Annotated in this window: 22 protein-coding genes and 1 tRNA gene; 10 read left to right on the forward strand and 13 right to left on the reverse strand. The window is 44.5% G+C overall.

Annotated elements, in window-relative coordinates; all coding sequences use genetic code 11:
* The first annotated feature begins 205 nt into the window (after window positions 1-205).
* Entirely contained in the window at window positions 206-1819 is a 1614-nt protein-coding gene (locus tag L5L77_RS12620) for an MATE family efflux transporter (RefSeq protein WP_263181415.1), read from the forward strand.
* Window positions 1816-2379 carry a hypothetical protein gene (locus tag L5L77_RS12625; RefSeq protein WP_263181414.1) on the forward strand — a complete coding sequence of 188 codons (564 nt, stop codon included), beginning with the start codon at window positions 1816-1818 and terminating at the stop codon, window positions 2377-2379. The genes L5L77_RS12620 and L5L77_RS12625 overlap by 4 nt, the downstream gene beginning before the upstream one ends.
* A 288-nt stretch (window positions 2380-2667) precedes the next feature.
* Here L5L77_RS12625 and L5L77_RS12630 read toward each other — a convergent pair.
* Together L5L77_RS12630 and punC are read right to left on the reverse strand one after the other, a co-directional pair.
* Window positions 2668-2758: transfer RNA gene (locus tag L5L77_RS12630), tRNA-Ser, on the reverse strand.
* An 80-nt stretch (window positions 2759-2838) separates the two neighbouring features.
* Window positions 2839-4110, reverse strand: coding sequence for a purine nucleoside transporter PunC (gene punC / locus L5L77_RS12635; protein WP_263143185.1), 1272 nt, complete (start codon window positions 4108-4110; stop codon window positions 2839-2841).
* A 115-nt stretch (window positions 4111-4225) separates the two neighbouring features.
* Between punC and punR the strand changes: the two genes are divergently transcribed.
* The 6 genes from punR to L5L77_RS12665 all read left to right on the forward strand — a co-directional run bounded on the left by punR (window position 4226) and on the right by L5L77_RS12665 (window position 7570).
* Complete coding sequence (punR, locus tag L5L77_RS12640) at window positions 4226-5128, forward strand: DNA-binding transcriptional activator PunR (protein ID WP_028759950.1); 903 nt, start codon at window positions 4226-4228, stop codon at window positions 5126-5128.
* A gap of 339 nt (window positions 5129-5467) precedes the next feature.
* Window positions 5468-6127, forward strand: coding sequence for a Bax inhibitor-1/YccA family protein (locus L5L77_RS12645; protein ID WP_028759949.1), 660 nt, complete (start codon window positions 5468-5470; stop codon window positions 6125-6127).
* Between the two features lie 69 nt (window positions 6128-6196).
* A complete protein-coding gene (gene tusD, locus L5L77_RS12650) occupies window positions 6197-6586 on the forward strand; it encodes a sulfurtransferase complex subunit TusD (RefSeq protein ID WP_263143187.1) in 390 nt (129 codons plus the stop codon).
* Between the two features lie 14 nt (window positions 6587-6600).
* Window positions 6601-6957 (forward strand): sulfurtransferase complex subunit TusC, encoded by a 357-nt coding sequence (gene tusC, locus L5L77_RS12655; RefSeq protein ID WP_028759947.1) that lies wholly within the window; start codon window positions 6601-6603, stop codon window positions 6955-6957.
* On the forward strand, window positions 6957-7238 hold the full coding sequence (gene tusB, locus L5L77_RS12660) for a sulfurtransferase complex subunit TusB (RefSeq protein WP_105252497.1): 282 nt from the start codon (window positions 6957-6959) through the stop codon (window positions 7236-7238). The genes tusC and tusB overlap by 1 nt, the downstream gene beginning before the upstream one ends.
* Window positions 7232-7570 carry a TusE/DsrC/DsvC family sulfur relay protein gene (locus tag L5L77_RS12665; protein WP_105252498.1) on the forward strand — a complete coding sequence of 113 codons (339 nt, stop codon included), beginning with the start codon at window positions 7232-7234 and terminating at the stop codon, window positions 7568-7570. Before tusB ends, L5L77_RS12665 begins: the two co-directional genes overlap by 7 nt.
* A gap of 99 nt (window positions 7571-7669) precedes the next feature.
* Here the strand turns inward: L5L77_RS12665 and L5L77_RS12670 are convergent, their stop codons facing one another.
* From L5L77_RS12670 to lrp, 7 genes are all read right to left on the reverse strand, one after another.
* Entirely contained in the window at window positions 7670-7792 is a 123-nt protein-coding gene (locus tag L5L77_RS12670; protein WP_028759944.1) for a hypothetical protein, read from the reverse strand.
* 19 nt (window positions 7793-7811) lie between these two features.
* Window positions 7812-9098, reverse strand: a complete 1287-nt coding sequence (gene serS, locus L5L77_RS12675; RefSeq protein ID WP_028759943.1) for a serine--tRNA ligase — start codon at window positions 9096-9098, stop codon at window positions 7812-7814.
* 18 nt (window positions 9099-9116) lie between these two features.
* The gene (crcB, locus tag L5L77_RS12680) at window positions 9117-9491 is read right to left on the reverse strand and encodes a fluoride efflux transporter CrcB (RefSeq protein WP_028759942.1); all 375 of its coding nucleotides are present in this window, start codon (window positions 9489-9491) and stop codon (window positions 9117-9119) included.
* The gene (locus tag L5L77_RS12685; RefSeq protein ID WP_198573993.1) at window positions 9484-10815 is read right to left on the reverse strand and encodes a replication-associated recombination protein A; all 1332 of its coding nucleotides are present in this window, start codon (window positions 10813-10815) and stop codon (window positions 9484-9486) included. Before L5L77_RS12685 ends, crcB begins: the two co-directional genes overlap by 8 nt.
* Before the next feature lie 8 nt (window positions 10816-10823).
* The gene (gene lolA, locus L5L77_RS12690) at window positions 10824-11450 is read right to left on the reverse strand and encodes an outer membrane lipoprotein chaperone LolA (RefSeq protein ID WP_131525571.1); all 627 of its coding nucleotides are present in this window, start codon (window positions 11448-11450) and stop codon (window positions 10824-10826) included.
* A 55-nt stretch (window positions 11451-11505) separates the two neighbouring features.
* A complete protein-coding gene (locus L5L77_RS12695) occupies window positions 11506-14274 on the reverse strand; it encodes a DNA translocase FtsK (RefSeq protein WP_263143195.1) in 2769 nt (922 codons plus the stop codon).
* 342 nt (window positions 14275-14616) lie between these two features.
* A complete protein-coding gene (lrp, locus tag L5L77_RS12700; RefSeq protein WP_006081649.1) occupies window positions 14617-15123 on the reverse strand; it encodes a leucine-responsive transcriptional regulator Lrp in 507 nt (168 codons plus the stop codon).
* 179 nt (window positions 15124-15302) lie between these two features.
* Between lrp and ald the strand changes: the two genes are divergently transcribed.
* Together ald and trxB are read left to right on the forward strand one after the other, a co-directional pair.
* Window positions 15303-16418, forward strand: a complete 1116-nt coding sequence (gene ald, locus L5L77_RS12705) for an alanine dehydrogenase (RefSeq protein WP_263193090.1) — start codon at window positions 15303-15305, stop codon at window positions 16416-16418.
* Window positions 16419-16755: 337 nt separating this feature from the next.
* Entirely contained in the window at window positions 16756-17709 is a 954-nt protein-coding gene (trxB, locus tag L5L77_RS12710; RefSeq protein ID WP_263185815.1) for a thioredoxin-disulfide reductase, read from the forward strand.
* 266 nt (window positions 17710-17975) lie between these two features.
* Here trxB and rplT read toward each other — a convergent pair whose 3' ends face one another.
* The 4 genes from rplT to thrS all read right to left on the reverse strand — a co-directional run bounded on the left by rplT (window position 17976) and on the right by thrS (window position 21102).
* Window positions 17976-18332, reverse strand: a complete 357-nt coding sequence (gene rplT, locus L5L77_RS12715) for a 50S ribosomal protein L20 (RefSeq protein WP_006081652.1) — start codon at window positions 18330-18332, stop codon at window positions 17976-17978.
* A 16-nt stretch (window positions 18333-18348) separates the two neighbouring features.
* Entirely contained in the window at window positions 18349-18543 is a 195-nt protein-coding gene (rpmI, locus tag L5L77_RS12720) for a 50S ribosomal protein L35 (RefSeq protein ID WP_006081653.1), read from the reverse strand.
* An 84-nt stretch (window positions 18544-18627) separates the two neighbouring features.
* Window positions 18628-19170: a translation initiation factor IF-3 gene (infC, locus tag L5L77_RS12725; RefSeq protein WP_012089240.1), complete on the reverse strand. Its 543-nt coding sequence runs from the start codon at window positions 19168-19170 to the stop codon at window positions 18628-18630.
* 3 nt (window positions 19171-19173) lie between these two features.
* The gene (gene thrS, locus L5L77_RS12730; protein ID WP_028759936.1) at window positions 19174-21102 is read right to left on the reverse strand and encodes a threonine--tRNA ligase; all 1929 of its coding nucleotides are present in this window, start codon (window positions 21100-21102) and stop codon (window positions 19174-19176) included.
* Window positions 21103-21369 lie beyond the last annotated feature (267 nt).

The raw sequence follows: 21369 nt of genomic DNA on the forward strand, positions 1-21369 counted from the left end.
TGAATGCCATCGTCAAATGCGACAATCTGATTGACATCAGACGGATGAGTGAGAATAATACGCGGCAGGTTGCAGAGAAGCCTGTCCGCAAAAGATGATATCACTCTGATAAATTAATAGCGTTGCGAATCGATTTCATATCGAACCCACAGCAATCAAATAAGTTTGGCTTAGCGGAATGCCAATAAACTTAGGAGAATTGTTTGTGAAACATGCAACAGCTAACACTTTAAAGCCCGCCAGTATCAATGTTGAACCTTCTGACATTGTTCCCTTGGCAGTCACCGAAACACCCTCCCACGGGAAATATCACTCAGGATCTCAGCCAACTGAGTCCTTAGGTACGTTAGCTATCCCCACTTTGTATTTGCGCTTTGCGTTACCCATGGCATTGGCCATGATGCTCAGCGGAAGCTACAACTTAGTCGACTCTTATTTTATTTTAAAATACATCGGTGCCGATGCATTGGCTGGGGTGACGATTGCCTTCCCGTTACAAATGATGATTTTTGCTTTGGCCTGCATGATAGGAAATGGTACTGCGACCTTAGTGAGCCGATTTTTAGGGGCAAATGCGTTTGATAAGGCGAGTCAAATCGCGAACACTGGTTTTGCGTTAGCCCTATGTTGCGGCGTGATAGTGACTATCTTGTCACTCGCCCAGCTTGATCATTTATTGGCGTTTATTGGGGTAAGCTCAACACTTGCCTTAGTTGCTACAGAGTATCTACAACCCATTCTCTATTTTAGTCTATTCACTTTTTTGTTATCTCTTAGCGGCGATTTACTCAGAGCACAAGGCAAAGTCGTGGTGATGCTGCTGGTTATCTTGTTGTCGGCGGTCATGAACATCTTGTTCGATACACTCTTTATTGCCGTTTTAGATATGGGCGTTAGCGGAGCCGCGTGGGCAACGGTGGCGGGTCAATGTGTGAGTCTATTTATTGCAGCCGTCTATTTTGTCCCCAATAACCGTTTTGCCAGTAAACAGGCGCTTTATAAGCAAGCTGCCCAGCCTATTTGTTTTAGAATTGAGCAGATAAAGCTCAACCTCACTGAGATAAAAGCGATTCTTGGCTTAGGTAGCCCTATATTATTGTCATATCTTGGGATTGCCTGCGTGATCTCATCGGTAAATCATATTTTAGTCAGTCATTTAGCCAATGTAGTGCCCAATACGCCAGCGGCGAATGAGGTCGCGTACATGATCAGCGCTTATGGTTTGATCGGACGCTTTAATATCTTTATCGCCCTGCCGCTCATGGCACTTACCAGCGCAGCGCAAACGATCAGTGCGTATAACTATGGGGCGATGGCATCTTCTCGGGTGTTAGCGTGTGCTAAATGGGGAATCGTCTTGACCTGCTGTTATCTGAGTATAGTGACAATTGTATTTATGGGTTTTCCTACCTCGGTTTTTGGTATTTTCACCGATGCCCCCGCACTCATTGCCGCCTGTATTAAAATCTCGAGTGTGACGTTTATCACCCTACCTTTGGCGGGGATCACAGCTATTGCGATTGCTGTGTATCAAGGCACAAATCGCCCTAAGCTTGCATTGCTATTATCTGGGATAAAAATCTATGGTTTGTTACTGCCCCTGCTGGTTCTGTTACCTCAACTATCCTTTACAAATATTTCATTTATCACAGGTGCATTAAACATTAATATCATGCCAAACGCTTTGACTGAGTTATGGATGGCCTTTCCAATTGCGGACATCTTAGCTTGTCTCTTGAGTTTATTGATCATCAGTATTTGGCCTTTCATTCACGTGCCGCGAGCAAATCGAGTCAGTCATGGAGGTAATGCAAAATGAAGTTAGCCAAGATGAAAGACTCAAGCGCCATCGCATTAAATGAAACCAAAGTTCGCGCTAAAAAACTGCTCAAAGCTTGTCAGCAGGATGAGCCGTTAGCCAAGCAAAGAGTCGCGACCTTAATGGCGAAATTGGGCATATCACACTCAGATCTCCAGCTTAAGCATTGCCAACAAGTGATTACACGTGAGCTAGGTTTTATCGATTTTCATCATTGCCAGCGAGTCCTGTCGGGTCAAGCCATACTAGGGGATGATTGGGGAGGCTTATTCCACACTAAGCAATGCGACACATTACTCAATCATTGGTTTACTGGCTATTTAGCCGCGCGTGAGTTTAATGCGCAAGCTGAGGGCACATTGCTACTCCCCTACAAGAAGCAGTTTTTTGTAGTGGAGCGGCGGGATTACTGCAATGCGCTGAATTTGCAGATAATTTTTCAACCAGTGGATAATGCTGGCGAACCGACTATCCTGCGAGATCTGGTGAGCAGCTATGCTAATGCAGATTGGCATTCCTTTGCTCTTGCCATGGTCCAACACAAACTCCCCAAAGTGTAATGATGGCTGAGATTGTCTGGCATCATGTTGAATGAGCAAATCTAGAGTTAAATGATAAAGACCAGCAAGGTCATCAGTGCTGACGGCCTTGTTGGTGAAATATGGTGGAGGCGCTGCGTTTCAAATCAGAAACTCAAGGCTAGAATAGCTAAAATGCAAAAAGCCGCTAATTGCTTAGCAGCTTTTTTGACGAAATCTGGCGGAGGAACTGAGCTTAGAATGAGGAACCTAGGGTTCAAATTATATAAACAAAAAAGCCATCATTGCTGATGGCTTTTCCGTAAAATATGGCGGAGGAGCAGGGATTTGAACCCTGGGTGGGCTATAAACCCACGCCGGTTTTCAAGACCGGTGCATTAAACCACTCTGCCACCCCTCCGAACGAGGCGCATAATATAAGTAAGTCTGTTGACTGTAAAGCACTAACTCTCAATTATGCGCCAATTGTTGCTATTACACTCAATCCGCTGGATTTTGCTTCACATCGGACATTATGCCTACCCGTGCGGGATCTGGCTTAGTGAAATGTTTGGCAAAGTCGCCCCACTCTTGTTGACTCTTAAGTATATAGCCGGCCACCACTAAGATAGCGCAACATAGGATACCCCAACCAATCGCCACTTCACCTAGGCTTGCCCACATAGCAACTAAGCTAGATGCCCCAAAGGCAATGCTGATCTGTAAGAAGTTCTGTAATCCTGCGGCCTTAGCGGCATTCTGACTAAACTGCTGTAGCGCGCTGTTAACTACTATTGGATAAATTGCACCATTGGCCGCCGCTAAAATAGAGAACGAAATCAGCAGTGGGAAAATCGTGCTCGCGGGATAAATCAGCGTGAACATGATGATTGAAATAACACAGGCTGCGAAAATCGACAACAAGATATTGAGTGTTTGATGCCCGCCAATGCGTTTTATCAGTAACTTACTCGCATAACCACCGACAATAAACATGATGGTTTGCGGGATAAAACTTAACCCAATTTCAGTCGCTTGATAACCGTGCATTTCCATCACAATCGGCCACACAGTTAGGTAGGCAAAGAAAGCACCGGAACAGGCACCGAAGATCACGACGTTGCCTAAATAGCGGGTGTTTTTCAAAATTTGCCCATAAGATACAGCGACATGTTCACTGTGTTTATGTTGACTCTTGCCTGGAACAAAGTACAAGGTCATCAATACCAGCAGAAAAGCGATAACACACAAGGAGATAAAGATTGCACGCCAGCCTAATTGGTTCAGAATATAAGCGCCAAGGATCGGTGCTAATGCAGGCGATAATGCGACCAATGGCATAATGTTGCTGAAAATACCTTGGGCTTTATCGGCATCATATTGCTCAACCACAATCGCTTGCCAAATAACCCCTGCACTACAGGCGCCAATCGCTTGGAAGAAGCGCGCGGTATTGAGCATTAATATAGAATCACTGTTGGCAATAAACACGCTAGCAATGGCAAATAAAACAAGGCCAAAGATCAATGCCCAACGTTTGCCGATTTTATTGACTAAGGGGCCATAAAGTAGCTGACCTAAGGCAAGACCCGCAAGGAAACAGGTCAGTGACATCGCCACCTGTGATGGTGTGCTGTTAAATGAGCCTTCAATTGCTTTGAAAGCAGGCAAATACATGTCAGTGGCAATAAAGCCAAGCATGCTCAACATGGCTAAATAGAATAGAAACATAAAGAACTTTATGTTTACAAAGGTGTTACTAGACGTTTTCATAAAATAATCGGGTCAGATTGACTAAAGTGTGCAGTCTAAAGACTTGTTAAATTTATTGGAAACGTTTATTTTTGACTTGTGCTATCAATTATTTTCATTGGAATGGACGTCAGTTATGCTCTCAGAACAAGCGCTAGAACTCATTGATATTGTGGCTCGTGTAGGTAGTTTCACCGCGGCGGCGAATCGGCTACATAAAGTGCCCTCTGCCGTGAGCTACGCGGTCAAGCAAATAGAAGAAGAACTCGGCGTCATTCTTTTTGAACGGCATCATCGCAGCGTAACATTAACACCAGCGGGTGAACATTTTGTGAAGCAAGCCAGAACCTTGCTCACGCAGATGGACGAGATGAAACGTGGCACTCAGCGCGTGGCAAATGGTTGGCAACCCACCTTGTCCATAGCCCTTGATAATATCGTCCGTGCCGACAGGATCAGCGTATTAATTGCTGACTTTTATCGACACTTCCATGATATTGAATTAATTATTCGCATTGAGGTCTTTAACGGGGTTTGGGAAGCGCTCGCCACGGGTCGCAGTGATATTGCTATTGGTGCGACAACCGCAATTCCAGTCGGTGGTGTTTACCAATATAAAGACATGGGGGATATTGAGTGGGCGTTTCTTGTTAGTAAAAATCATCCCTTGGCCAGTATTGACCGCCCATTAAGTGACGATGAGCTGCGCCCTTTTCCCTCGATTTGTTTAGAAGATACCTCTCGGGAAATTCCAAAACGTATGACTTGGTTGCTAGAGAATCAACGCAGGTTAGTCGTACCTGATTGGATCCGTGCCATTAACTGTTTCCGCGAAGGTTTAGGCGTCGGTTATATGCCAGTGCATTTAGCGAGCGTGTTTATTAAGGCGGGTGCGCTTGTTGAAAAACAACTGGAAAATCCAAAGCAGACAAGCCCTTGTTGCTTGGCCTGGAATGCTGACAAGATGTCGCCTGCTCTCGCTTGGGTGCTGGAATATCTTGGCGATACTGAAAAATTGCACAAAGAATGGCTGGCTTAAGCTTGGTTTAAACTCAATATGCTGATTTAGTCATTGAAATCAGCATTGAATGTGATTGTGTATCGTCTGCTTATGTACAGACTAAATCTTTACCTTCATAGTGGATGAAGACGCAGATACAAGAATCTTATTTTTTATGCTTTGCAGTTAAAGTTGAAATAAATAATTGAGTAAAATTTTGAAGATTAACAATTTGTTATTCATGGTTCTATGACTTTCACCCGTATCTCATGTACGGTATCATTGCACCAGTTAAGTTCATTTTAGGATTTTACGGGAACTTAGTGTGCTGTAAAAAATCAAAATGATCAGTTTGGAAATGTGTCAACGGAGATCAACATGACCCAAGAAACCTTATATTCGACGAGTGCGTCAACACTGGAAGTGAACAAACTTCTTAAAAACACTTATATGCTGTTATCGATGACATTGGCCTTCTCTGCACTGTGTGCGGGTTTGGCAATGGCATTAAATATCAGTCCATTAGTCTCCATTGGTTTATCGATTGGTGGCCTAGTACTGTTGTTTGTCACTTTACGTAAAGCCGAGTCTGCAGCGGGTATCTTCTGGGTGTTTGCCTTTACGGGTATGGAAGGTGCTTCACTGGGCTACATGCTCAATCACTACGCGGGTATGGCAAACGGTCCACAGCTGATCATGCAAGCACTGGGGTTAACGTCAGTGATTTTCGTTGCGTTATCAGCCTATGCCGTGACCACTAAGAAAGATTTCTCTTTCCTACGTGGATTCTTGTTCGCCGGCTTGATTGTGGTGATCGCCGCCGCTGTGATTAATATTTTTATGGGTAACAGTGTTGCCTTTATGGCAATTAACGCAGGCTTGGCGTTACTGATGACAGGTTTTATCCTGTTTGATACTAGCCGTATCGTCAATGGCGGCGAAACTAACTACATTCGCGCGACTATCTCATTATACCTAGACTTCTTAAACCTCTTCATCGCGCTGTTGCACCTGATGGGCATAGGCAACGATGACTAATCCTAGTTAGCGATTTTTAGCTTAACTTGCGTTAGAATGGCCCTACTTTTAGGGCCATTTTTATTTTAAATGAGCAAATTTATTATCCAAGTGAACGGGCCCGCTTATGGCACGTCGGCGAGTGTTAACGCCTTACGCTTCTCCCAAGCTGCACTTTTAGCTGGGCATCAGATTATCTGTGTGTTTTTTTATCAAGATGGCGTGTATAACTCCACAGATTTAAGCTTACCCGCCTCCGATGAAAACGATGTGATCAGTGACTGGAAACAGCTGGCGCAATCCCATCAGGTCCCGTTAGTCAATTGCGTGTCTGCAGCGCTACGTCGCGGCATTGTGAGTCAGCAAGATGCCCGCGAGAATGGCCTTAGCTACTGGAATGTGGGCGAGTCATTTATCATGGGCGGTTTAGGTGAGCTAATCACAGGTATTGAATCGGCCGATCGTTTGATCAGTTTTTAACTCTCAGGGCTACTATGAAAAAATTGTGTATTCTATTTCGCTGCTCGCCACATGGTACTGTTCGTGGCCGCGAAGGTTTAGATCTTGCCCTGCTTAGCGCTAGCTTCGAACAAGAAGTGAGTTTAGTGTTTGTGGATGAAGGTGTGTTGCATTTGATTAAAGATCAACAGCCTGAGCTTATCGGTGCTAAAGATTACATCTCCACCTTTAAAGCACTGCCGCTGTATGATATTGGATCTGTATTTGTCTGTAAGCAATCCTTAGCCGATTACGGCTTAAGCCATGGCTTACTGTCGATCCCAGTGACAGTCGTCAACGATGAAGCCATCGCAGCCCATTTAAACCAAGTGGATGAGGTCTTAGTATTCTAATGATTTTACATCATATTCAAACATCTCCCAGTCGAGATAGCGCGCTGAAACTTTGTTTACGTTACGCCTGTAAGGAAGATGCGATTTTATTATCGAGCGATGGCGTTAACGCGTTACTGCTGCGCCAGTGGGCAATGGCATTATCGCCCTTCAAGTTGATGGTCTTAAAAGACGATGTTGTCGCACGTGGCCTATCCGAACGTTTAAAGAACGTCATGCTTATCGATTACAATGAGTTTGTGGCTCAATCATTACTCCATGACAAGGTGATAACGTGGTAAATCCATTGCAATTTAATGGCGCAGAAATCGCCCGTGACCATCAAGGTTATTTAAAAAATCTTAACGATTGGCAACCCGATATGGCCCTGTTGTTAGCGGCAGAAGAGCAAATTGTACTTACGCCAGCCCATTGGGAAGTGATTAACTTTGTTCGAGATTTCTATCTCGAATATAAAACGAGCCCTGCTATCCGTGTATTAGTTAAAGCCATTGGCCAAGCCTTAGGACCAGACAAAGGCAATTCAAAATACTTATATACCCTATTCCCGATTGGACCTGCGAAACAAGCAACGAAAATCGCGGGCCTGCCCAAACCAGCTAAGTGTATTTAATGGCATAGGGTTAAGTCGTCACGTAAACATGACACAAACAAAAAGGCATGTTCCCTTGGGAAACATGCCTTTCTTTTTACTTGAACAAAGTTGATAGGGTTATTTGACGTTTTCTAACACAACCCAGATGGCTTTGCCTACGGTGGCAAGCATTACAGCAAAAAATACTGCAATCACAGCGGTATAGGAAAGCCAACGGAGATAGCGCTGGCCTTTATCCATAGTATTATTTTGTGTTCCATTAGCCTATTTGAGTCAAACCGCCCATGTAAGGACGCAGAACTTCAGGGACTGTGATACTGCCATCAGCATTTTGATAGTTTTCTAAAATAGCCACTAAAGTACGACCTACAGCTAAACCTGAGCCGTTTAACGTATGCAATAGCGCAGGCTTATTATCTGCTTTCACACGGTAACGCGCTTGCATACGACGGGCTTGGAAATCCTTCATGTTTGAGCAAGAAGAAATCTCACGATAGGTATTTTGTGCTGGTAACCAGACTTCGATATCGTAGGTTTTGCTTGAGCCAAAGCCCATATCGCCAGTACATAAAATCACAGTTCGATACGGTAAACCTAAACGCTGCAGCACGGTTTCAGCATGACCAGTCAGCGCTTCAAGTGCCGCCATTGAATCTTCAGGCTTAACAATTTGCACCATTTCAACTTTATCGAATTGGTGCTGACGGATCAGACCACGGGTATCTTTGCCGTATGAGCCCGCTTCGCTGCGGAAACATGCAGTATGCGCAGTTAACTTTATTGGCAGCTCGTCTTCATCAACAATGCTATCGCGAACTAAGTTCGTTAATGGCACTTCTGCGGTTGGGATAAGGCTCAAGCCTTGGCCTTCTTCAGTCGCAGGTTTAGTGTGGAATAAGTCTTCACCAAACTTAGGTAGCTGGCCTGTGCCGAGTAAGCTTGCCTCGTTAACCAGTAATGGCACATAGGCTTCGGTATAACCGTGCTCTGTGGTATGTAAGTCCAACATGAACTGACCAATGGCGCGATTTAAGCGGGCGACTTGGCCTTTCATTACGATGAAACGTGAGCCAGTAATTTTAACGGCATTTTTAAAATCTAAGCCGTTTAAGCCTTCACCTAAATCGATATGATCTTTAATCGGGAAATCAAAAGTGCGTGGCGTCCCCCAACGTCTCACTTCAACGTTCTCTGTTTCATCGGCACCCATTGGTACTGATTCATCAGGCAGGTTAGGCATAGACATGGCAATGGCATTGACTTCTTCAAGTACAGCGGCCAGTTCAATCTTTTTGGCATCCAACTGTGAACCTAAATCGCCCACTTGCGCCATGATTGCGTCAACATCTTCACCACGGGCTTTAGCTTGGCCAATGGATTTGGAGATGGCATTACGCGACGCTTGTAATTCTTCGGTAGCCACTTGCAGTGACTTACGCTTTTCTTCTAATTGAATGAGATGAGCTATGTCTAAAATAAAGCCACGGGTAGCCAGTCGCTCAGCGGTAACTTCTAATTCGTTGCGCAAAAATTTAGGATCTAACATGTGATATATTCTTAATAGTTAAATGCGAGAAAAAACCAGTTGTTGACCTAAGTACACCATGAATAAACATAGACTTAGATTCAACACCACATTCAAAATCGCCTTCAGCCAATCCCCTTCTTGCATCAGCAACAAGGTTTCATTAGAGAAAGTCGAAAACGTTGTCAAAGCACCTAATAGACCGATACCTATAAGCGCTTTGAGTTCAGGGCTGATATGACTCATTTGCCCCAGAGCGTAAATTACGCCCATAAAAAATGAACCTATAACATTAACCAACAGTGTACCAAAAGGAAAACTGCTGCCAAATACTTGGATCATGAATATTGAAATAAGATAGCGTAAAACTGCTCCAATTGACCCGCCGAAAGCCACTAATAAGATGTTAGTCATATCTTTTGTTCTCACTGGCTTGATCTAACTGGGCTAATTGCGCCAATTTATCTTTGATCCGCTTCTCAAACCCTCGCTCAGTCGGAAAATAAAACTGTGCTGTTTGCAGGGATTCGGGGAAATAATTTTCACCACTGGCATAGGCATTGGCTTCATCGTGGGCATATCGATACCCAGCTCCCATGCCGATGTCTTTCATTAACTGAGTCGGTGCATTGCGTAAATGGTGCGGCACTTCGACTTGCCCTGTTTCGCGAGCTAACGCACGCGCCGCCTTAAATGCGGTATACACAGCGTTGCTCTTAGGCGCACTGGCAAGATAAACAATGGCTTGTGCTATTGCTCTCTCACCTTCGGCGGGGCCAACACGGTGAAAACAATCCCAGGCATTTAGTGCGATTGTCATCGCCGCAGGATCGGCATTGCCCACATCTTCAGAGGCAATCGCCAGTAAGCGCCTTGCCACGTAAAGCGGATCGCCACCGCCTTCTAATATTCGACAAAACCAATACAACGCGGCATCAGGTGCTGATCCGCGAATGGATTTATGTACAGCCGAGATTAAATCGTAAAACTGATCACCGTTCTTATCAAAACCAGCAACTTGGTGCCCCGCCACTTGAATTAACATTTCAGTGGTAAAGGTGCCACCGTCGATGAGCATATCACTCATCAACTCAATAAGATTTAACGCTTTACGGGCATCACCATCACAAAGTTGTGCCAATGTGGTGAGCACATCGGTTGGCATTACAAATTGTCGTAGGCCTAAACCGCGCTCGTTATCGTTTAAGGCTTGAGTCACTATATGGGCGATTTCATCATGGCTTAAGCGCTTGATAAGATAGACCCTTGCCCGCGAGAGTAAGGCATTATTGATTTCAAAAGACGGATTTTCTGTGGTCGCGCCGATAAAGATCACTGTGCCATCTTCAATAAATGGCAGAAAGGCATCCTGCTGACTCTTATTAAATCGGTGGACTTCATCGACAAACAATAGAGTACGTTGGCCACGGGATTCTGCAACGGCTTTTGCTTGCTCAATCGCGGCGCGAATGTCCTTAACGCCAGAGGTGACCGCGGAAATGCGCTCAACGTGAGCATTTGAATAATGTGCGATTAATTCAGCTAAGGTTGTTTTACCTGTGCCCGGCGGTCCCCACAACATCATGGAATGGGCGCGCCCAGCTTCCAATGCTTTGCGTAGTGGTTGGCCCTCACCCAGTAAATGGGCTTGACCTATGTACTCGCCAATCGTTCTTGGCCGCATGCGTGCGGCCAAGGGACGAAAATCGGGTGCAAAATTAAACGATAAACTGCTCACGCGATAGCCTAATGCGCTGCTTTACGACGTTGATCATCAACATCGACGCTGTCTGGGATCACAAAGGTGAACAAGGCTTTGTCTTTATTTGTGATGGCTTGCTGATTGCTTAAATCAAACAGGCTTAAATTACCTTTATCATCGGCAACATTAAAGTTGACTAACTGGGTATTTTTGAAACACACATTGACGGACAATATGCCCGAATCAATCGCCTTAGGTTTGATCTCATAGCAATCTTGTTTCTTGGACACTGAATACTGTGACCAAGTCGCATCGTCGCGGTGGACGAGCAATGCGATGGGAGATGCATTGATTGCTTCAGCAAAATCCATGATGACCACCTCCTCGGCGAAAGGATTGTAGATCCACAAATCTTTACCATCAGCGACAATCTGCGATTCATCGGGCTGGGTTAAATGCCAATAAAATTGATTCGGATACGCTAAGGCAAAAATGCCAGACCCCGTTTGAATAACCTTTTTATTGACATCTGTTACGGTTTGTTTGAAATCGGCTTTTAGTGAAGCGGTACCAATCAATTTTTCCCTGAGCTGCTGCGCATCATCGGCAAACACAGCCGCGCTAAATAGCAAAGGTGAAGCTAACAACACAGCGCATAATCGTTTTTTCATTTTATTCCTTACCCTGTAAACCCTTGGGTGTATCAAAGCTACGCCTTAGCGCGGCTTAATAATGTTTTGGTGCTGGCGGCGCTAAGACTTCACGGTTACCGTTGTGGCCTTGAGCAGAAACAATACCTTGTGCTTCCATCTGTTCAATAATGCGGGCTGCACGGTTATAACCAATCTTAAATTTACGCTGTACGCTTGAAATCGAGCCGCGACGAGTTTCAGTCACAAAGGCGACTGCTTCATCGTATAACGGATCATATTCTTCGTCTGATTCAGCGGTTTCACCAGGCAATAATACTTGTTCACCATCACTGGCACCGTTGAGGATTTCTTCGATATATTGCGGTTTGCCACGGGCGCACCAGTCGGCAACGACACGGTGAACTTCATGATCATCAACGAACGCACCATGAACACGATTCGGTACCGCGGTACCCGGTGGCAAAAATAACATGTCACCCATACCAAGCAAGGTTTCGGCACCCTGTTGATCTAAAATGGTGCGCGAATCGATACGAGATGACACTTGGAACGCCATACGTGTGGGAATGTTGGCCTTAATCAAACCTGTGATCACATCCACTGACGGTCTTTGGGTTGCCAAGATCAAATGTATCCCTGCAGCACGCGCTTTTTGGGCAATACGGGCAATCAACTCTTCAACTTTTTTACCAACAATCATCATCATGTCAGCAAATTCATCGACCACGACAACAATCGATGGCAGCTTATCTAACGCAGGCGCTTCAGGCTCCATGCTGTCGGATGACTTCCACATAGGATCTAAAATCACTTCGCCATTGGCTTTCGCTTCGGCAATTTTAGCGTTATAGCCCTTGATGTTACGCACGCCCATCATAGACATCAGCTTGTAGCGACGTTCCATCTCGCCGACACACCAACGCAGCGCATTGGCAGCTTCTTTCATGTCGGTCACGACTTCACATAGCAAATGCGGAATACCTTCATAGACAGACAATTCCAACATTTTGGGGTCGATCATGATAAAGCGTACATCTTCTGGGCCAGACTTATACAGTAAGCTGGTGATCATCACGTTTACACCCACAGACTTACCAGAGCCTGTAGTACCGGCTACCAATAAATGTGGCATTTTACCAAGATCAACAACAACGGGGTCACCAGCAATATCTTGGCCTAACACCATAGTTAAGTTGGATTTACTCTCAGTAAAGGCGGCACAATCTAACACATCGCGCATAAACACGGTTTCGCGGAATTTATTGGGCAATTCGAGTCCGACATAAGCCTTACCCGGAATAACTTCAACCACGCGCACACTTTCAGCCAGTAATGAACGAGCTAAATCCTTTGATAGATTAGAGATTTTTGACGCTTTAACGCCCGGCGCTAATTCTAATTCAAAGCGTGTGATCACAGGACCTGGATACACACCCACTACATTGGCGATGATGTTGAAATCGGCCAGTTTAAGCTCAACAAGGCGGGCGACTTGATCCAATTCCTCTGGGCTGATCGGATTCTTCTTACGGTCAGGTATGTCGAGCAAGTTAATACTCGGCAGAGGATCCATCGGTTTTTTCGGTGCGGGTTTATCTTCTTGTCCTGGCAATACCACAATGCCATCGACAATTTTAGCTTTTTGATCTTGCTTATTACGCTGCGCTTGATTCACTGCACCTGTTGACACTTTAGTATCAAAATCAATGACGTCATCATCGCTAAAACCTAGACTTTCATCATCATCCTCATCTTCTGTAAATGCTTGACTGCTAAACACTGGCTCATTGTCATCATGATCGAATGAATGCGAATTAAAATCGGCACTGTCTTGCTCATTGGCATTTGAATGTTGAGGCTCAGCTAACCAAGGTGGCGCTTCAAAATTGCCATGGGCGGCCAAATCATCATTATCGATTTGTGGCTCAACCCGTTGTGCACTCTTACTTTTACTGCCATTCAAGCTCAGAATTTTTGCAAGCGCCGATAGTTTGTTTTTTGGCGACGAATTATTCTCAGTTTCAGTAATAATACCTTCTGGTTCAATGACCATATCATCAGTGGCAGCATATAGCGTTGGGGTTATCTCAGCTCTACGACCAATATGACGCTCACGCACCTTAGGCTTTTCAACTATGGGGGGCTTTTCTAGCACGTACTGGGATTCACGGCGCTGTTTAAACTTATCCACCACGGACATAAAACCACGGGTATCCTCGGTTTCATGCTCACGCTTCATCGCTTGCGGCAATAATTTTAACTTTTTATAAATCCAAATAGAGACTAAGCCGATTTTCTCGACCACAGTCAGCCAGCTAATCCCAGTCAACAGCGTAAAGCCTGAGCCCAAGAAACACAGCAGTAATAAGGTAGTGCCGAGTTTATTAAAATACGGCAACATGGCTTGGCCTATGACATCACCCGCCACTCCGCCTGCCGAAAACTCGTAGATGTTGTTGGCATTCATACTCGCCAAAGCAGAAAATCCTAGAATGATCAGTAAAAATCCAATCAATCTCAGGGCCACAGAAAAGTAATCAATTTCAAGTAAATGATGGGCACGTTTGAACAATAACCAACCTGTCGATGCGACAATGATTGGCATGATATAAGCCGTAACGCCGAAGAAATATAACAGAATATCGGCAATCCAAGCCCCTACTGCCCCGGTCCAGTTTTTAATATCGCCTTGAAAATGCGACTGACTCCAACCAGGATCAGACGGACTAAAACTCGTCAATGCGAGCAAAATATAAGTGGCGAGAACACAACAAATGATGAGTCCGCCTTCCAGCAGACGTTGCAGGCCAGTGAGCGTGCGTACACTATTTCCTTGAGACAAACGACGTAATCCATAAAAGTGAAAACAGGTGGGCTAACGATACCAGAATCCCACTAAATGTGGAGCACATTAGCCTGTTTTTCTATACAGAATTGGTCATGATTGGCAAAATTTAGTCTATTGAGGTGTTTTAGTGTGCTTTTAGGGAGGAATGAGTTATTACACAAACACTTCCGTTAACAAATTTGTTTAAAAATGCCACAAAAAGAAGCCCCTAAGTTAGCAAACTTAAGGGCAATACAAGGCTAATAGCAATAAGCGTTAAATGAGATGGATATATCGACGTTACTGATAAATAAGGGGCCTAAGCCCCTTATTGTAAAACCAAACAATCAGGATAATTTAGATATCTGAGAGTAGATGATTTATCGCTACACGACTGGTGTGCTTAACTTCTTCCATCACAACATAAGTACGCGTGTCGGAAACAGAAGGTAATTTCAATAAAGTTTCACCTAACAAGCGACGATAAGCCGACATATCTGAAACACGAGTTTTCAGTAAGTAGTCAAAATCGCCTGAAACCAGATGACATTCTTGAATATCATCTAGTAGTTGCACTGCACGGTTAAACTTATCAAACACTTCGGGAGTATCACGGCTTAATGTGATTTCCACGAATACCAGTAGGGATGCACCCAAGAAATGAGGATTCACCAATGCGGTATAGCCATTGATGTAACCTTGCTTTTCGAGACGTTTTACTCTTTCTAAACACGGAGTTGGACTTAGTCCGACTCTTTTTGACAATTCCACATTTGAAATGCGGCCATCAAGTTGTAGTTCATTAAGAATGTTGCGATCGATGCGATCCAAGTCTTTTACAGGACTCTTTTTATTATATGCCATTTATTTAACCTTGCTTTATCACTAAAACAACATTTTATTCTACGTATGCCGAAAGTTCAGCAGCATAAACTGCGTCGCCGATACTATACTAGATATCCCTGAATTAATCACGTTCAGGTCACGATAAAATAACAATTATGCCCATTAAAAGTGGGATTTCAGGCAATTGAGGCTCAAAGATGATTATTGGTGTTCCCAAGGAAATTAAAAACCACGAATATCGTGTCGGTATGGTTCCTTCTAGTGTTCGCGAGTTGGCGATCAAAGGTCACGACGTTTTTGTTGAAACAAATGCAGGCATAGGTATTGGTTTTTCAGATCAAGATTATATTGATGCTGGCGCCACAATTTTAGCGACTGCTACTGAAGTTTTTGCTAAAGCGCAGATGATTGTAAAAGTAAAAGAGCCTCAAGCAGTTGAACGCGCTATGTTGCGTCACGATCAGATTTTATTTACTTATCTGCATCTTGCTCCAGATTTACCGCAAACTGAAGATTTAATCAAAAGTGGTGCCGTATGTATCGCTTACGAAACTGTGACAGACGATCGTGGTGGCCTGCCTTTGCTTGCTCCTATGTCTGAAGTCGCTGGTCGTATGTCAATCCAAGCTGGCGCTATGGCATTAGAGAAATCTTCTGGTGGCCGCGGTATGTTGCTGGGCGGCGTACCGGGAGTTGAGCCTGCTAAAGTCGTCATTATTGGCGGCGGTATGGTTGGTACTAATGCAGCACAAGTGGCAGTTGGTATGGGTGCTGATGTTGTTGTTCTTGATCGCAGTATTGATGCTCTGCGTCGTTTAAATGTGCAATTCGGTTCTGCTGTAAAAGCCATTTACTCAACTGCAGATGCAATTGAACGTCATGTTATTGAAGCCGATCTTGTGATTGGTGGTGTACTAATTCCAGGTGCTGCGGCGCCAAAATTGGTTACTCGTAGCATGATTTCACGTATGAAGCCTGGCAGCGCTATCGTTGACGTGGCGATCGATCAAGGCGGTTGTGTTGAAACTTCACATGCCACTACTCACCAAGATCCTACCTATGTCGTTGATGATGTTGTGCATTACTGTGTTGCAAATATGCCTGGTGCGGTCGCTCGCACTTCAACATTTGCGCTTAACAATGCAACCTTACCGTACATTCTCAAGTTAGCAAATTTAGGCTATAAAGAAGCGCTGTTGCAAGACAAGCATTTTCTTAATGGCTTAAACGTCATGCACGGTAAAGTGGTGTGTAAGGAAGTGGCTCACGCCCTAAACTTAGCGTTCACATCTCCTGCGACACTATTAGTATAAGTTTTTAATTAACTTAACTTTTTATGTGGATTTAAGCTGACTTTACTTAGTATGTAATTCAAATCGGTCTCGATACAATTGAGGCCGATTTTTTTATTGGGTAGAAATACGCTCCACTACGATCACACCATCATATTTATACAAGCTCATCCCGTGCTTCATTTCGTGGTTCACACTTAAGCTATTTATGTTTTCACAGTAAAGTAAAACTGACACTCTCCATACCAAAACGGATGGACTCGATTAGTGCAATCTAAAAGAATCGCCCTCCAACACTTTACCCCCACAGGTAAATTCCCTACAATCCTTGCAATTTGCTAAAGGCACGGAGATAAAAATGAGCCAGGTCAGACATTGTAACTTATTGATTTTGGGTTCAGGCCCAGCAGGATATACCGCAGCCGTTTATGCTGCGCGTGCGAATTTAAAACCTGTGATGATCACAGGTATGCAGCAAGGTGGTCAATTAACCACGACGACTGAAGTTGAAAACTGGCCAGGCGACGCGGACGACTTAACGGGTCCCGCCTTGATGGAACGTATGCAGAAGCATGCTGAAAAGTTCGATACTGAAATCTTGTTCGATCATATCAACGAAGTGACCCTTACCGAGCGCCCTTTCCGTTTGAAAGGCGATAACGGCGAGTACACCTGTGATGCGCTGATCATCGCAACTGGTGCATCTGCCCGCTACTTAGGGTTAGAGTCAGAAGAAGCTTTCAAAGGTCGCGGTGTATCAGCCTGTGCAACCTGTGATGGCTTCTTCTATCGCAATCAAAAAGTCGCAGTGATCGGTGGCGGCAACACCGCCGTTGAAGAAGCACTGTACTTAAGCAATATTGCTGCTGAAGTTCACCTCATCCATCGCCGTGACACCTTCCGCTCAGAAAAAATCTTGATCGACCGTCTGATGGACAAAGTCGCCAATGGCAACATAATCCTTCACTTAGATCAAACCATGGATGAAGTGGTTGGTGATGCCATGGGTGTGACGGGTCTGAAGATGAAGAGCACTAAAGATGGCTCGATCACTAACTTAGCCGTTGCTGGTGTGTTCGTCGCCATTGGTCACAGCCCTAATACCGGTATTTTTGAAGGCCAGTTGGAAATGAACCACGGTTATTTAAAAGTTCAGAGTGGCTTGCAAGGTAACGCCACGCAAACAAGTATCGAAGGTGTTTATGCCTGTGGTGATGTGATGGACCAACATTATCGTCAAGCCATTACTTCTGCCGGCACAGGCTGTATGGCCGCACTCGATGCAGAGCGTTATTTAGACGCTAAAAAATAACTAGACTCGATTATTCAACGAATAGCAGGCTTAGCCTGCTATTTTTTTAGGCCAAAATCGTTAAGCAATAGCAAAATTTTTTGCAGGCTGTGCCAATTAATATTGTTCACGCACGCACATTTCTTTCCTTTGCGATTCTTAATTCCGCACCACTTAGATAGTACTTATATAAGTTCTTAGGTAAGTAAAATCATTTCGTTAAGCCAAAAATGGCGCACAAAAAAAGGGACCAAATGGTCCCTTCTCTACAGCAACAAACTAATTTCTTAGTTTAACGCTTCTTTTGCTTTTTCAACTAAAGTTGCAAATACAACTTTATCGAATACAGCGATGTCAGCCAAAATCTTACGATCGATTTCGATAGACGCCTTTTTCAGACCGTTGATGAAACGGCTGTAAGACAGACCATTTTGACGAGCAGCAGCATTAATACGTGCAATCCAAAGTTGACGGAATTGACGTTTTTTCTGACGACGGTCACGGTAAGCATATTGACCAGCTTTAGTTACTGCTTGAACAGCAACACGGTAAGTACGGCTACGAGCGCCATAATAACCTTTAGCTAGTTTTAAAACTTTCTTGTGACGAGCACGAGCGGTTACACCACGCTTAACTCTTGGCATTTTCTAATCTCCTAAATTAAGCGTAAGGTAATTGACGCGCGATTGCTGGAACGTCAGCTTTTGATACTAAACATTTGGCACGTAAGTGACGTTTACGTTTAGTGCTTTTTTTCGTCAAAATGTGACGTAAGTGTGCTTGCTTGCGCTTGAAACCATTAGCGGTTTTCTTAAAACGCTTCGCTACACCCTTGTCTGTTTTCATTTTAGGCATTTCTAAAACTCCGCATTGGGATGTTTAATAAAAAGCAAGGCGAGCAAAGGCCATAGACCTTTGCTACTTTAAGTTTTGCCCTACTTATTTCTTTTTAGGCGCTAGCACCATAATTGCTTGTCGGCCTTCCATTTTCGGGAAAGATTCAACAACCGCATACTCGTCCAAATCAGCCTTGATACGGTTCAATAGATCCATACCCAGGTTTTGGTGTGCCATTTCGCGACCTCGGAAACGAAGCGTAATCTTCGCTTTGTCCCCGTCTTCCAGAAAACGTATCAGGTTGCGTAGTTTTACCTGATAGTCGTTTTCGTCAGTTCCAGGACGGAATTTAATTTCCTTGACCTGAACCTGCTTTTGCTTCTTCTTTTGTTCCTTGGCTGACTTAGCCTTATCAAAAAGGAACTTACCGTAGTCCATAATGCGACATACTGGAGGTTCAGCATTTGGGCTGATTTCTACTAGGTCTACACCTGCTTCATCTGCCAAATTCTGAGCATCTCTGATGCTTACCACACCAATAGCTTCACCATCAATGCCTGTTAAGCGTACTTCTGGTACACCTGTGATTTCTTCATTGATTCTATTAGGGGCCGGCTGACGCCCTGCTGTTTTTTTGATCTTTATGACCTATTCCTCCAACAATTTGAGACTACGGAGCGAAATCTGTTGATGGATTTTAGTGGCGAAATCTTCAAGTCGCATCTTACCTAAATCGATACCATCACGGGTACGCACCGCTACTTCCTTATTTTCCATTTCTTGATCGCCAACGACCAACAAATAAGGGACACGCCTTAAGGTGTGCTCGCGTATTTTAAAGCCTATTTTCTCATTCCTCAAGTCAAAAGACGCTCGAATACCTTGTTCTTTGAAGAATTTTACGACTTCTTCAACATAATCAGCCTGTTTATCGGTGATATTCATCACGACAACTTGCATTGGGGCTAACCAAGTTGGGAAACGTCCTGCATATTCTTCTATCAAGATACCCAAGAATCGTTCCAAAGAGCCTAAAATAGCACGATGGATCATCACTGGGGTCTGACGGCTGTTATCTTCGGCAACGTAAGTTGCACCAAGACGGCTTGGCAACGCATAATCGAGCTGCACAGTACCACATTGCCACGCTCGGTCCAAACAATCGTGTAAAGTAAATTCGATTTTTGGTCCGTAGAACGCGCCTTCGCCTGGCAAAATAGTGAATTCAATATTATTGGCACGCAGAGCTTGCTTAAGTGCTTCTTCCGCTCTGTCCCACATAGCATCGTCACCGATACGTTTCTCTGGGCGAGTCGACAGTTTTACTACGATATTTTCAAAGCCGAAGGTGGCGTAAGTATCGTAAACCATCTGGATACAGGCACTCACTTCTTCTTGAACTTGGCTGTCAGTACAGAAAATATGGGCGTCGTCTTGCGTAAAACCACGTACACGCATTAATCCATGTAACGAGCCTGAAGGTTCATTACGGTGACAGCAACCAAATTCCGCCATACGCAATGGCAGATCGCGGTAAGATTTCAACCCTTGGTTGAAGATCTGCACGTGGCCTGGGCAGTTCATTGGCTTGATGGCGTATTCGCGGTTTTCGCTGCTGGTCGTGAACATGGCTTCTGAGTATTTATCCCAGTGACCAGAACGTTCCCACAACACGCGGTCCATCATTAATGGACCTTTCACTTCTTGGTAAGTGTATTGGTTTAGCTTACGGCGAATGAATCTTTCTAATTCGAGGAAGATGCTCCAACCGTCGTTATGCCAAAACACCATACCCGGCGCTTCTTCTTGCATGTGATACAAGTCGAGCTGTTTACCGATTTTACGGTGGTCACGCTTAGCCGCTTCTTCAAGACGGGTTAAGTGTGTGCTCAGGGCTTTTTTGTCGGCCCAAGCGGTACCATAGATACGTTGCAACATCTTGTTTTCTGAGTTGCCACGCCAATAAGCGCCGGCAATGCTCATTAATTTAAAATGTTGGCAGAAACGCATGTTAGGTACGTGCGGTCCACGACACATGTCAGTGTATTCTTCGTGATGATACAGCGCAGGCGTCGCGTCTTTGCTGATGTTCTCATCCAGAATGGCAATCTTATAATCTTCACCGCGCGCAGCGAATGTATCACGGGCTTCTTGCCAGCTAACGACACGTTTTACTACGTCATAGTTAGTTTTTGCCAGTTGAAGCATGCGCTTTTCTAATGCGTCGATGTCATCTTGAGTCAACTTGTGCTCAAGGTCGATATCATAGTAGAAGCCATTATCGATAACAGGACCAATCGCCATCTTGGTTTCTGGCCACATTTGCTTAATCGCGTGACCTAATAAATGCGCGCAAGAATGGCGAAGAATTTCAACACCTTCTTCGTCTTTGGCGGTAATGATTGATAGCTCAGCATCGGTTTCAATGAGATCGCAAGCATCTTTTAATTCGCCATTAACGCGGCCAGCGATACAAGCTTTCGCTAAACCAGGGCCAATATCGGCGGCAACATCGAGGGTCGATACAGCATGAGCAAACTCGCGTTTGCTACCATCGGGAAGTGTAATTACAGGCATGAAATGTCCTTTCCAGTGGTGACCCACACGTAGGGCCACTTGGTTTTAGTTAATGTAAGAGAAATGCTCGCTAGGTTAAGACAGTACAGGAGTCTTAGCCGCCTTGCGTAGCAGGGCGTTTATTCTAAGGGATTGTAGCTAAAAGGCGCAAGCATATTGACCAGAATTTGGATTGGAAACAAAAAGCAAATTCATGATTTTGCAGTGTCTTGGTAACTTCTTGGTCATCTAACTCCCCTATTCTAGCGCCAGTTTATTGGGCATCAC

The organism is Shewanella sp. SM29 (assembly GCF_025654245.1).
GTDB classification, from domain to species: Bacteria; Pseudomonadota; Gammaproteobacteria; order Enterobacterales; family Shewanellaceae; genus Shewanella; species Shewanella oncorhynchi.

Excerpts from the sequence above, each read along its gene's own strand:
- L5L77_RS12625 (WP_263181414.1), top strand. The coding sequence starts at position 1,816 with ATGAAGTTAGCCAAGATGAAAGACTCAAGCGCCATCGCATTAAATGAA.
- punC (WP_263143185.1), bottom strand. The coding sequence starts at position 4,110 with ATGAAAACGTCTAGTAACACCTTTGTAAACATAAAGTTCTTTATGTTT.
- punR (WP_028759950.1), top strand. The coding sequence starts at position 4,226 with ATGCTCTCAGAACAAGCGCTAGAACTCATTGATATTGTGGCTCGTGTA.
- L5L77_RS12645 (WP_028759949.1), top strand. The coding sequence starts at position 5,468 with ATGACCCAAGAAACCTTATATTCGACGAGTGCGTCAACACTGGAAGTG.
- tusD (WP_263143187.1), top strand. The coding sequence starts at position 6,197 with ATGAGCAAATTTATTATCCAAGTGAACGGGCCCGCTTATGGCACGTCG.
- tusC (WP_028759947.1), top strand. The coding sequence starts at position 6,601 with ATGAAAAAATTGTGTATTCTATTTCGCTGCTCGCCACATGGTACTGTT.
- tusB (WP_105252497.1), top strand. The coding sequence starts at position 6,957 with ATGATTTTACATCATATTCAAACATCTCCCAGTCGAGATAGCGCGCTG.
- L5L77_RS12670 (WP_028759944.1), bottom strand. The coding sequence starts at position 7,792 with ATGGATAAAGGCCAGCGCTATCTCCGTTGGCTTTCCTATACCGCTGTG.
- serS (WP_028759943.1), bottom strand. The coding sequence starts at position 9,098 with ATGTTAGATCCTAAATTTTTGCGCAACGAATTAGAAGTTACCGCTGAG.
- crcB (WP_028759942.1), bottom strand. The coding sequence starts at position 9,491 with ATGACTAACATCTTATTAGTGGCTTTCGGCGGGTCAATTGGAGCAGTT.
- lolA (WP_131525571.1), bottom strand. The coding sequence starts at position 11,450 with ATGAAAAAACGATTATGCGCTGTGTTGTTAGCTTCACCTTTGCTATTT.
- lrp (WP_006081649.1), bottom strand. The coding sequence starts at position 15,123 with ATGGCATATAATAAAAAGAGTCCTGTAAAAGACTTGGATCGCATCGAT.
- ald (WP_263193090.1), top strand. The coding sequence starts at position 15,303 with ATGATTATTGGTGTTCCCAAGGAAATTAAAAACCACGAATATCGTGTC.
- trxB (WP_263185815.1), top strand. The coding sequence starts at position 16,756 with ATGAGCCAGGTCAGACATTGTAACTTATTGATTTTGGGTTCAGGCCCA.
- rplT (WP_006081652.1), bottom strand. The coding sequence starts at position 18,332 with ATGCCAAGAGTTAAGCGTGGTGTAACCGCTCGTGCTCGTCACAAGAAA.
- rpmI (WP_006081653.1), bottom strand. The coding sequence starts at position 18,543 with ATGCCTAAAATGAAAACAGACAAGGGTGTAGCGAAGCGTTTTAAGAAA.
- thrS (WP_028759936.1), bottom strand. The coding sequence starts at position 21,102 with ATGCCTGTAATTACACTTCCCGATGGTAGCAAACGCGAGTTTGCTCAT.